The sequence below is a fragment of the Paenibacillus agaridevorans genome, from assembly GCF_018604145.1.
Classification (GTDB): domain Bacteria; phylum Bacillota; class Bacilli; order Paenibacillales; family Paenibacillaceae; genus Pristimantibacillus; species Pristimantibacillus agaridevorans.
Window position 1 is genome coordinate 599060 of record NZ_CP075889.1, and the last position, 12505, is coordinate 611564.

General features: G+C 57.7%; 6 protein-coding genes and 1 other annotated feature. Of the genes, 5 read left to right on the plus strand and 1 reads right to left on the minus strand.

What is annotated here, in order from left to right:
• The first annotated feature begins 41 nt into the window (after positions 1-41).
• The 5 genes from KJW29_RS02405 to KJW29_RS02425 all read left to right on the plus strand — a co-directional run bounded on the left by KJW29_RS02405 (position 42) and on the right by KJW29_RS02425 (position 11527).
• Positions 42-821, plus strand: a complete 780-nt coding sequence (locus KJW29_RS02405; protein ID WP_214628617.1) for an MBL fold metallo-hydrolase — start codon at positions 42-44, stop codon at positions 819-821.
• A 61-nt stretch (positions 822-882) separates the two neighbouring features.
• Positions 883-1133: a binding site (T-box leader), on the plus strand.
• Between the two features lie 459 nt (positions 1134-1592).
• Positions 1593-2627, plus strand: coding sequence for a phenylalanine--tRNA ligase subunit alpha (gene pheS / locus KJW29_RS02410; RefSeq protein WP_214628618.1), 1035 nt, complete (start codon positions 1593-1595; stop codon positions 2625-2627).
• 22 nt (positions 2628-2649) lie between these two features.
• Positions 2650-5091, plus strand: a complete 2442-nt coding sequence (gene pheT / locus KJW29_RS02415; RefSeq protein ID WP_214628619.1) for a phenylalanine--tRNA ligase subunit beta — start codon at positions 2650-2652, stop codon at positions 5089-5091.
• 103 nt (positions 5092-5194) lie between these two features.
• Positions 5195-9262, plus strand: coding sequence for a cell division protein ZapA (gene zapA, locus KJW29_RS02420; RefSeq protein WP_214628620.1), 4068 nt, complete (start codon positions 5195-5197; stop codon positions 9260-9262).
• A gap of 147 nt (positions 9263-9409) precedes the next feature.
• A complete protein-coding gene (locus tag KJW29_RS02425) occupies positions 9410-11527 on the plus strand; it encodes a GMC family oxidoreductase (RefSeq protein ID WP_214628621.1) in 2118 nt (705 codons plus the stop codon).
• 129 nt (positions 11528-11656) lie between these two features.
• Here KJW29_RS02425 and KJW29_RS02430 read toward each other — a convergent pair whose 3' ends face one another.
• On the minus strand, positions 11657-12328 hold the full coding sequence (locus tag KJW29_RS02430) for an SDR family NAD(P)-dependent oxidoreductase (RefSeq protein WP_246608790.1): 672 nt from the start codon (positions 12326-12328) through the stop codon (positions 11657-11659).
• Between the last annotated feature and the right edge of the window lie 177 nt (positions 12329-12505).

The following is a 12505-nucleotide window of genomic DNA, read 5'->3' on the forward strand; positions in this document are numbered from 1 at the left end:
ATCCATAGGGACTATCATAATTGTATGAGGAGGTTTTTTATATGCATATGCCGCATGAAATACGTGTTCTCGAATTGACCGCGATCATTATGGGAGAAACCAATCGCATTTATCCGTCGCTTCTTGTGCTTGAAGATGGTTTGACGCTTGTCGATTGCGGTTACCCCGGGCAATTGCCGCTTATTTTGCAGGCTTTCGAGAAAGAGGGGTTCTCCATTGCCGATCTAAAACGAATCGTACTTACTCATCATGACATCGATCATATTGGAAGTTTACCTGACGTATTGGCGCTGTGTGCCGGGGAAATCGAGGTTTGCGCGCATCGGCTGGAACGCCCGCATATTGAAGGCGAGCTTCCGTTAGCCAAGGTGACTCCGGAATCGCTTGCCCGATTGGATCTGCTGCCAGAGCCGCATCGTTCAGCCCTAAAACGGGTATTGGAGCATCCCCCTAGCGCTCCAGTCGGACGTCTCGTCGGGAACAACGATATTCTCGATTCCAATGGCAACGTCGAAATTATCGAGACAGCGGGACATACGATGGGTCATATCAGCTTGTACCATCGTCCCAGCCGCACGTTAATAGCAGGAGACTCGCTGATTATTTCAAATGGCATATTGAAAGGGTCCATCCCCGAGCAATCAATAGATTCGCAGCTTGCTCTGCGTTCGCTTGAGCTTTTGCTGACATACGATATCGAACGGGTCGTCTGTTATCACGGAGGAATATACAGCGATACCGCCAAAGCGATTCGCGATCGCATATCGGTTATCGCTTCCCAAAGAGACGATCAAGAACCAGAAAAGGAATTTGACAACTGAAGGTTGCAACCCGGCGCCTCCTTGCATATAATATAGATTAATGTTTGGAAATGTTGGATATGAAGCTGCTTTGATGGAGAAGAGTACGCAGTGCCTCCGCACAGGGAGAGGACGCCATGGATTGAGAGCGTCCTTATGGAACAGGCTGCCGAAGTTCGCTCCGGAGCATGCGCTTGAACGGCCGGATATTGTTCCGCGTCAGTAGGGCTGCACGGTTCCCGCCGTTAACGGGACTAGAGCAATCACGAACTGCGGTTATAGTACGCAACGTGGTTGGAATTAGGGTGGTACCACGGTTCTTCCGTCCCTTCGGGGAGGAGGGACCTTTTTTTGTTGGAAAGGAACAGAGTTACACACCGCTTGATGCAGTCGAGTGCTTTAGGAGTTACAATGCTGACTGGTCGGTTCGCTCTTGGAGTAACGATGATAAGCTAACGGACATCAGGAACCTTATTTCTAAGAAAACGATGTGTTTTCAAACGTAAGGGACATAGGAAGCGCTATTAGGTGCGACAGGTGGCTGAAAGGCTCTCCGGAGGACGAATAAGGTTTCTTGTGTCCGTTAGATTCTCGAAAGCCGCTGTATGGGCGAAATAACGTCGCTGGTGTCCGTTAGGTTAGCGAGAACGGAGAAGCAAACAAACGACGACGCTCGCTGAGGAGTCCGGTCCATATTTCCAGTGCAGCTTTGGGGCACAGCAGCAAGCAGTTGATGTTGCCCGCCAAGACGGGCGAAGGCAGAGGGTTACAAACTTTTGGAGGCGATGAAGAATGAAGGCAAGGCTGGAGGAGCTGCGCGCCGAGGCGCTCGGCGAGCTGCAGGCCGTGGCGTCGCAGGGCGCCCTGAACGATCTGCGGGTTAAATATTTGGGCAAAAAAGGCGCTTTGACGGAAATATTGCGCGGCATGGGCGCGCTTAGCGCGGAAGAACGTCCCATCATCGGCGGCGTGGCCAATGAGGTGCGCGGCGCGATCGAAGCCGTCATCGAAGAGAAGCAGATTGCATTCCAACGCGAGGAGACGGAGGGACGCCTGCGCGAGGAAACAATCGATGTGACGCTGCCAGGCCGGAAGCTGCCGACGGGATCCGTACATCCGCTGAACAAAGTGGCGCAGGAGATCGAGGACGTGTTTATCGGTCTCGGCTATACGATCGCGGAAGGTCCTGAAGTGGAGACAGACTACTACAACTTCGAGGCGCTAAATCTGCCGAAGAATCACCCCGCGCGGGATATGCAGGATTCGTTTTATGTGACGGACGAGATCCTGATGCGTACGCACACTTCGCCGGTTCAGGTGCGCACCATGAAGGCGAGCGCCGGCATGACGCCGGTAAAAGTCATCTGCCCGGGCAAGGTATACCGCCGCGATGATGACGATGCTACGCATTCGTTCCAGTTCAATCAAATCGAAGGTCTTGTTATTGGCAAAGGCATTCGGATGAGCGACCTCAAAGGAACGCTGCTGCAATTCGTTCAGCAAATGTTCGGTTCGCAAGCGCAGATTCGCCTCCGCCCAAGCTTCTTCCCGTTCACGGAGCCAAGCGCCGAGGTAGACGTGACTTGCGTGCAATGCGCCGGAGACGGCTGCCGGATGTGCAAGCAGACGGGCTGGCTCGAAATACTGGGCTGCGGCATGGTTCATCCGCGCGTACTGGAGATGGGCGGTTACGATCCCGAGGAAGTGACCGGTTTCGCCTTCGGTATGGGCGTGGAGCGGATTGCGCTGCTGAAATACGGCATCGACGACATTCGCCATTTCTACAGCAACGATCTGCGGTTCTTGGGCCAATTCGCCCGCATGTGACGAGAGAAGGGACGGTATCTAAATGAAAGTATCCTATCAATGGTTAAATGAATATATCGATCTTTCCGGCCTAAGCGCCGAAGAGCTTGCTGAACGCATGACGCGCGGCGGCATTGAGATCGACGGCGTGGAATCCCACAACAAAGGCGTCACGGGTGTCGTTGTCGGCCATGTCGTGTCCAAGGAGAAACATCCCGACGCCGATAAGCTGAACGTGTGCAAGGTGGACGTGGGCACGGGCGAGGAGCTGCAGATTGTATGCGGCGCCAAAAACGTTGACGCGGGACAGCTTGTGCCCGTCGCCGTAATCGGCGCGGTGTTGCCTGGCGACTTCAAAATAAAGCGCGCGAAGCTGCGCGGCGTAGAATCGCAAGGCATGATCTGCTCCGCGAAGGAGCTGGGTCTGAATGACAAGCTGCTGCCGAAGGAGCAGCAGGAAGGCATTCTGGTGCTGCCGGAATCGACTCGCATCGGCGCGTCAATCGCAAGCGTGCTAGGCATCGACGACGAGGTGCTGGAGCTCGATCTGACGCCGAACCGCTCCGACTGCCTCAGCATGCTGGGCGTTGCTTACGAGGTCGGCGCATTGACCGGACGGGAGGTAAAGCTTCCGGACAACGCCGTGCATGATGCCGCCGCGAAGACGGAAGGGCTCGTATCTGTAGCTGTCGAAGCCGAGGAGCAATGTCCGCACTATACCGCGAGATACATTCAAGGCGTAACGATCGGTTCGTCGCCGTCCTGGCTGCAGAACCGTCTGATGGCTGCCGGCATTCGTCCTATCAACAACGTCGTGGACGTAACGAACTTCGTCATGCTGGAATACGGCCAGCCGCTTCATGCTTTCGACGCCGACAAAGTGCCGGGGGGCCGAATCGTAGTGCGGATGGCTCGCGAAGGCGAGACGCTGGTCACGCTTGACGATCAAGAGCGCCGTCTGGAGCCGCATATGCTGGTCATTACCGACGGCAATGAGCCGATCGCGCTTGCGGGCGTTATGGGCGGCGCAAGCACGGAGGTTGCGGCGGGCACGACGAATATTTTGCTGGAATCGGCCAGATTCGACGGGGGCATTGTTCGCAAGACGTCGCGCCAGCTCGGTCTTCGCTCGGAATCCAGCATCCGCTTCGAGAAGGAAGTGGATCCGGCCAGCGTCATTCCGGCATTGGATCGCGCCGCATCGCTGATCGCGCAGCTGGCATCCGGTCTCGTAACGGACGGCATCGTGCAAGCTGCTGCCAAGGCGCCGGAGAAAGCCGTAGTCGAAGTAACTCTCGCGCGGATCAACGGTTATCTGGGCACGGAGCTGTCGAGCCTCGAAGTCCGCTCCATCTTGGGCCGCCTGCGGTTCGACTATGATTTCGGCGCGGACGACGCGTTCCGGATTCAGGTGCCAGCACGCCGCGGCGATATTACGAGAGCGGTCGACATCATTGAGGAAGTCGCCCGTCTGCACGGCTACGATAATATCCCGACTACGCCGATTCACGGCGACGTGATTCCGGGCTCGTTGACGAAGCCGCAGGCCATTCGGCGCGAACTGCGCAAACGTCTGGCTGATTCCGGTCTAAACGAGGTCATCAGCTATTCGTTCACGAGCCCGGCCCGCACGGAGATGTTCCCGACATTGTCGGAAGGGGCGCGTCCGGTGCGTCTATCGATGCCCATGAGCGAAGAGCGCAGCGTGCTGCGTACATCGCTGTTGGCACAGTTGGTAGAGACAGCCGTCTACAACCGCAATCGCAAGAACGAATCCGCCGCGTTGTTCGAGATCGGCAGCGTGTTCCATTCGGACGAGGAGACGTTGACCCGTCTGCCTCGCGAAAAACATCGGTTCGCCGCGCTTCTGACAGGCAATCGGGTCCAAAGCAGCTGGAACGGCAAAGCGGAGGCTTACGACTTCTATGATGCCAAAGGCATTGTGGAGACCATTGCTTCCGTGCTTGGCATCGCCGGCAAGCTGACTTACGCGCCGGCACAGCCGGAGCACTTCCATCCGGGCCGTACGGCCGCGATTGTGCTGGATACGGAATCCGGACCTTCGATAATCGGCTACGTCGGACAGCTTCACCCGGCAAGCCAGCTGGAGTGGGAGCTCGCGGATACGTACGTTGTAGAGCTTGAGCTTGAACCCGTCTACGAATATGCGGACTTCGACATCGTCTATCGCACGCTGCCGCGTTATCCGGCGATGGAACGCGACATTGCTGTAGTTGTAAACGCGGACGTCGCTGCGGGCGATCTGACAGCCGCCGCGACACGCACGGCAGGCGCTTTGCTGGAGTCCATCTCCGTGTTCGACGTCTTTACGGGCGAGCGTCTGGGCGCCGGCAAAAAGAGCGTTGCCTTGTCGCTTGTATACCGTCATGCGGAGCGTACGCTCACGGACGAAGAGGTAACTGCGCTGCATGCAGAGGTCGTCGGACACCTCGCACAATCTTTTGGCGCAGAATTGCGGAAGTAGGCAGGAAACCACCTCAGCCGCATCGAATTAGTTCAAGCATGAACTTCGATGCGGCTTTCTTGCGCGCATCTGCGACATGGAGACGATAGGAGGATACGACACAGTGGATGCAGATCAAACCGTTGTAACCGTTGATATATATGGTGTTCAGTACAAGCTTAAAGGCCATTCCAATGTAGAATATATGAAGAGGGTTGCAAGCTCGATTGACGACAGCATGAAGAAGCTGGCGAAGACGTATCCTCGTTTAGATATGCAAAAGCTTGCCGTTCTCTGCGCCATGCAGATTACGGAGGATGTATTCCGGCTGCGGAAAGACAATGCGCGGCTGCAGGAGGAAGAAGCCAGGCTTGGCGTTATCAGCAAGCAATTGGAAGCGGAGACGCGCAAAACCTCCGAGCTGGAGGCTGGACTATCCGAGCTGAAGCAGGCTTCGGAAGCGAGGCTGCGGCAGGCGCAGGAAAAGGCGGAACAAGAGCTGGCGGAGCTGCTTGCGCTTGCGGACGAGCAAAAGCAGGCTGACGAGGCTGCCCACAGCGAAGCGTTGCGTTTGGCGGAGGAACGCTTGAAGCAGCTGCGGGAGGAGCATGAGGCCGAGCTGCAGCGCGTCAGCGACAGTCTGATTGCGGAGAGCAAAGCGGAGCTGCTGCAGCTTAAGAGTCGGCTGGAGACGGAGCTGGCCAAGCTGGAGGCGGACCGTGACGGAAAGATTGCCTCTTTGACATTGGAAAAGGAGCAAACGGTTGCAGGCTTGATGCAGGAGAAGGAGCAAGCGATCGTCGAGCTGAGGACGGAGCAGGAGCAGCTGCTGGCTGCCTTTATGCAGGATCATGAGCAGCTTGTGGAGGAGCTCAAGAACGAGCAGGCACGAGCGATCGAACAGGTACAGAGGGACAAGGCTGCCATTGTCGCCAAGCTGGTGGGCGAGAAGGATGCCGTCATGCTGGAGCTGGCCGACATCTCTGCAGCCAAGGAACGCGCGGCTATCGAGCTGGAGCAGCAACGGGAGCAGGCGCTTGCCGAACTCTCCATGGAAAAGGACGAGGAGCGGGAAAAGCTTCTGGCGGAATGGCAGCGGAAATGGGAGCTTCGTGAAGCGGAATGGACGTCGTCAGCCGATGCCGCCGCCGCAGAACAAAATCGGCAAGCGGAGGAACGCGAGACGTTTTGGAAAGCGGAGCTGGAGAAGGTCGAGCAAGAACGGCGTTCGGAGCTGGAGCGCAGGCGAAGCGGCTGGCTGGAGGATCGCGATAAGCTGCTGACCCGGATTGCCGAGCTGGAACAACAAAGCCTTGCGGATAAGGAAGCCGCTGAACAGCGCATACAGGCTGCGGACGAAGGAATAATGGCCGCGATGGAGCAGGAGGAAATTCTGCGTTCATCCCTATCGCAGCTCCAGCAGGAGCGGGAAGAATGGATCGAGCAAATGGAGGTTGCCGAGGAGCGGCTGGCAGAGCTTGCGTCTGAGAAGGCAGCCAGCGCGTCCGGCTACGAGGAGCAGTTGTCTTCCTTGAAGCTGGATTACGAGAGCAAGCTGGCGGCATTGTCCCAAGAGCATGAGAGCAAACTTTCTATCGCTCAGCAGGAAAGAGAAGCCGAGTTATTGGCGGAAAATCAAAGGAACGCGGAGATCGCGGGGCAGTTGGAGCGTAAATCGGCAGAAGAGCAAATGCTGTTGGCGATGGTCGAGGAGCTCGAAGCGAATGCGGCGGAACTGGCGGAGCAGTTGGAACGCAAGACTGCCAATGAACAAGCGCTTGCTGAGCAACTGGAACGCAAGGCTGTCAATGAACAAGCGCTGGCGGAGCAACTGGAACGCAAGGCTGCCAATGAACAAGCGCTGGCGGAGCAGTTGGCTTCAAAATCCGCCGGGGAGGAAGCGGTCGCGTCCAAGCTGGAGCAAGCGGAGCTTGAAGCATTGGAACTGCTGGAGCAGATGACGCAGCTGGAATCCAAGGAGCAGTCGCTGACGGAGGAACTCCAGCAGTTGCAGTCGCGTGAGCGCTCGTTGACTGAACAGGTCGAACAGCTGACGGCGAGAGGACACGCGTTAGCGGAGGAGATCGAACGGTCGCGTTCGCAGGAGCAACTGCTAGCAGCGCAGATCGAGCAGTCGCGTTCGCAGGAGCAATTGTTGACGGCGCAGATCGAGGAACTGTCGGCGAACGAGCAGTTGCTTACGGAGCGTATCGAGCAATTGACGGCGAAGGAACAATCGTTATCGGAGTCGATCCAGCAGTCGCGTTCGCAGGAGCAGTTCCTTGCGGAGCAAGTGGATGAGCTGACGATCAGGGAGCAGGCGCTAAGCGCGCGGATCGAGGAGATGTCGGCAAAAGAACAATCGCTCGTCGGGCAGTTGGCCGAGCTGACCGAGCAAGGGAACGCACTGTCCCTGCAGGTAAACGAGCTGGAAAACAGCGGACAATCGTTGAGCCAGCACAAAGCCGAGCTGGAAGCCGCCAGAAAAGCGCTGTCCGAGCAGTTGCTGGAAGCCGGTTCGAAGGTCAAGGAGCAAGCCGAGCTTTTGGCGCAATTGGCGGAGAAGGAGCTTACCCTGACGGGGCAGCTCCGCGAAGCGGAAGCCAAAGCCGATGCGTTGTCCCAGCAGCTGTCGCAGAAATCGGCAGACGAGAGCGAGCTCGCCGCGAAGCTGGATCAAGCGGAGTTCGAAGCGCTGGAGCTGTCGGAGCAAGTGGCGCAGCTGGAGGCAGCCGAACGGGCGTTGTCCGGCCAGCTGAGCGAAACGGATTCGGAGAAAAACGAGCTGTCCGAGAAGCTTGCCCAATTGACGGCGGGCGAACAATCTTTGCAGGAGCGGATCCTTGCTTTTATAGCGCTAGAAGAGTCCTTGTCAGAGCAGCTTCAGCAAGCTGCCGCCGGGGAGCAAGCGTTAAAAGAGCAGCTTGATCAGGTTACCGGAAAAGAACGATCGCTGACCGCTCGGCTTCAGGATGCGGAGACAAAAGCGGCCGAGCTGTCGCAGCAGCTTGCCCTTAAAGCCAAGGAAGAAACAGAACGCACGGCCAGATTGGACCAAGCGGAATTCGAAGCGCTAGAGCTGTCGGAGCTCGTCACGCAACTGGAAACCAAGGAGCAATCTTTGTCCGTTCAGCTTGCTCAATTGACTTCGCAGGAGCATACGCTGTCCGAGAAGCTGCAAGAGGCGGAGTCCAGATGGATCGAATTGTCGGAGCAGTTGGCGCGTCAGCAGAAGGAAGAACAGGTCTGGATGGATGAGCGGGATGCGCGCGAGCATGAGCTCAACGCCGAGCTGGCTGCCCGTTCCGCAAGCGAGCGGAAGCTGTCGGAGCAATTGTCCGCGCTGACTTCGCGGGAGCGGGAGCTTTCCGATCAATTGGCGGAGTTGAAGTCGAACGAGCAGGAGCAGCAACGGCAGCTGGCCGAACTTCAATCTCATGTTCGGGAGTTATCCGCGCATTTGGCGCAGCGCGAAGAGCGCGAACAGGAATTGGTCGATCAATTGGCCCTGCGCGGCCTTGCCGAACGCGAGCTCTCCGAGCGGCTTGCCGCAAGCGGCGAACGAATGGCCGAACTTGAGCGTCAGCTTGCGGAGCAACGAGGCCGCAACGAGTCGGAAGCCATGGAGCTTGCCGCGGAGCTGGAAGAGCAATGGAAAGCGGCGTCGGCCGAATCCAACCGGTTAAGCCAGCAATTGTCGGAGAACGAGACCGAGCTTGGACGTTTGACGGCCGAAGTCGCGGATCGCGATCAGAAAGAGCGGGAACTGATCGCTCAGTTGGAATTGCTGGCGGCGCGGGAGCGAATCGCTAGCGGTCAACTGGAAGCGGCAATGGAGCGTTCCGAGCAAGCCGAGAAGCAGTTGGCCGAGCAAGAACAGTCGATTCGCGAGCTTGAAGCGGAGCTGGCGCGCTTGGACAAGGCAGGCAAGGATTATGCCGCGATGGAAGAAGAATTGCGCGAGCGGATGGAGCTCGCCATGCGCGAAGCCGCCGCCTCCGTCGACGTGCAGGAGGATTGGCAGGAACGCCTGAACGAGCTTCAGCAGGAGCGGGATCAAGCGGCTCAATCCGCGGAAGCGTTGCTGAACGAACATTCCGCTTTGCTCGACGATCACAACAAGCTCAGCCGCGAATACTCGAAGCTGCAGTCGGAATTCAACGAATGGATCGAGATGATCGAGCAAAGCTGACGGCAGCGTTCGAATCTATTAGACGCAAAACATTTTGAACATCCTCTTAAAGGACGACTATTCCAGCTTGGTGCAGGTTGCATCGGGAGGGGATAGGCGTCTTTTTGTGCCCACAACCAGCCACTAAGAAGAAGGAGCATTGGGTCAATGAGCCAATATGAAACTGCAGAAATGTTACAAGCGGTTGCCAATCGATTGATTCCGAAAGACGAGTGGCCATCGGCGGCCGAAGCGGGAGTCCTGGCCTATCTGGAGCATTTCGCCAGGCAAGAACCCGTTGTTTGGACAGACGTCGTCGAGCCGGGACTTCGCGCGTTGAACGGGGAAGCATTAAAGCGGCACAAAGCCCCCTTTGTCAAGCTGACTGAGGATCAACAGGATGAGCTGCTGCGCGGAGCGGAGAGCGGTTCCTACCCGGGGTGGCCGGCTTCGGCCGAGCCGCGCTTATTATTCTCCACCGTGCTGGAGCTGGTCGTCGACGGTTATTATGGAAGTCCGGAGGCGGGCGGAAATCATGGAGGAAAGTCCTGGGAAATGATAGGATTCCGTTCCGGCACGGCTTCGGCGACTCGGACACCTCCCGATGAGCCCGAGTTCATCCTTACGCCGCTGGACCAGTTGAAAAACAGATACGACGCCGTAGTCGTCGGGGCGGGAGCGGGCGGTTCCGTGGCGGCGGCACTATTGGCCGAGGCCGGGCTTCAGGTGCTGGTCGTGGAGCGGGGAAGCTGGCTTCGTTACGAAGAGGTCGGCAGGGACCATTTGCGCAATCATCGGTTTAGCAAATACGGGCATAATACGGGACCGAATTCCGTCGGCTATCCGCGCACCTTTGCAACGACTAGCGGGGCAGAGCGTATAACAGCGCCGTTCGAAGGGGATTACCACAACAACGCGATGACGCTCGGGGGAGGCACGCGCGTCTATGGCGCGCAGGCGTGGCGGTTCCATCCCGAGGACTTTCGAATGGCGAGCCGGTATGGCATACCGGAGGGGAGCTCGCTCAGCGACTGGCCGATTACTTACGAGGATCTAGAGCCTTACTATAATCGGGCAGAGTGGGAAGTAGGCGTCTCGGGCGACGGTAATGCTCATCCGGGACGAGGCAAGCGTACGCGCGCTTATCCCATGCCCGCGCTGCCGTTTACGGCGGAGGCGGAAGCGCTCGCTCGGGGAGCGAACAAGCTGGGATGGGCAACCGGGGCGGTGCCGCTTCTGATCAACTCGGTTGAACGGGACGGCCGGCAACCATGCGGACGCTGCGGGGAATGCGTGGGCTTTGCCTGTCCGACCAACAGCAAAAATGGCGGGCATAATACGATGCTGGCAAGGGCGATGGCCACCGGCAACTGCGATCTCGTTTGCGACACGTTGGCGGAGCGCATCGATACGGAGGGAGGAAAACATGCGACGGGAGTTCGTCTTGCGCGTCTCGAGAAGGGCATCATCCAGCGAAGACAGGTGCGAGCGGGCCAGGTTGTCGTTGCGGCAGGGGCTATCGAAAGCGCGCGTCTCCTGCTCAATTCCGGCAGCGATTACGAGCCCGACGGAATCGGCAATCGGAACGGGCAAGTGGGAAGACATTTGCAAGGTCATGTCTACTCCGGCGCATACGGCTTGTTCGAAGAACCTTTGCAGGACGGATTAGGCCCGGGTGTCAGTATCGCTACTTTGCGATTCGACCATCATCCGGAGAACGGAATTATCGGCGGAGGACTGCTGGCTAACGACTTCACCAGGCTGCCGCTTGTTCATTGGTATCGAGCCTTGTCTCCGAACGCGATCCGATGGGGAAGGGCAGGCAAAGAACATATGCGGGAAGGCTATTCTCGCACCAGCCAGATCCAGGGGCCGATCCAGGAAATTCCGAGCGCCGAATCCAGAGTCCGTCTATCGCGGACGGTCAGAGATGCGTTTGGTCTTCCGGTAGCCGCGCTCTCAGGAGGCGTGCATCCCGAATCGTTGCGGGCAGCGGAAATGCTGGGCGCGCAAGCGGAGAAATGGCTGTGGGCATCGGGCGCGAGAGAGGTATGGAGAACCCGGCCGGGAGGCGGACTAAGCGGGGGGCAGCATCAAGCGGGCACTCTGCGGATGGGTAACGACCCTCTGACATCGGTCACCGATCCAACGGGACGCGTACACGGCTATGACAATCTGTGGGTGAGCGACGGCTCGCTGCATGTTACGAACGGGGGCGTTAACCCGGTGCTGACGATTATGGCGCTGGCCTTCCGTACGGCAGACCATATTATTAAAGAGGGATGATCCGGGGCGATTAGGTTTGGAAACGGCCACCCTCTTCAGCCCGGGAACAACCCTGATCCTCGCGTTCCATATTCCCAAGCTGAATCGGTTATTATTCTACCAGTCTTTGGGAAGGGCAGACGCTTGCGATCACCCGTAGGAATGGATCGTTCCCGTCGGTCCTCCGAAGGAGAGGCTCGCAAGACGGACGATATCGGGCGTCACGATGGCTGGATCCTTGCCCGTGGCGTGCATCTCCGTGCGGAGCGTGCCGGGGTTGTAAAGGTTGACCAGAATGCCGTGCTCATGCTCCTCGTCGGCGATGGAGCGCGTTAATGACTCCAGTCCGGCCTTTGCGGCGCTGTAAGCGGCATAACCGCCTGCGCCATTTCTCGACAAGCTGGATGTTATATTAATGATGCGTCCGTACTTCTGCTTGCGCATGGCCGGCAAAACGGCTTTCGTGAGCAGGAACGGCGCCGTCAGATTCGTGTCGATCTGCTTCTGCCAATCGTCTGCGGACAGCTCGGCAACGGAGCCCGACTCCAGGATAGCGGCATTGTTAAGCAACACGTCGATGCGATCGTAACGCTTAAGAGTTGTGCGAATAGCATCCGTGACTTGCGATTCTTCCGTGACATCCGTCTTTAACACGAGCGCCGTTTTACCCGTACGGTCCTGCACAAGGGCGGCCGTCTCCTCCAGCTTATCGCGGCGGCGTCCCAACAGCACGACCTCCGCTCCTTCCGCAGCGAAGGCGATTGCCGTCGCGCGCCCCAATCCCGTTCCGGCCCCGCTGATCAAGGCAATTCGAGTATTCATAGCTCCCACAAGCATTCCTCCCGTTCACTGGTAATGTGTCCATCTTATCAAAGCGGCAAGCCCAATGGAAGGCAAGGGGCTATCAAACTTTTTGACCGTGAAGCCAAATATTCCTGATAAATCTTATGTATAAAATAATAGACCCGGAGCACTGCGGCAGGAATCGAAAGCTGCGCG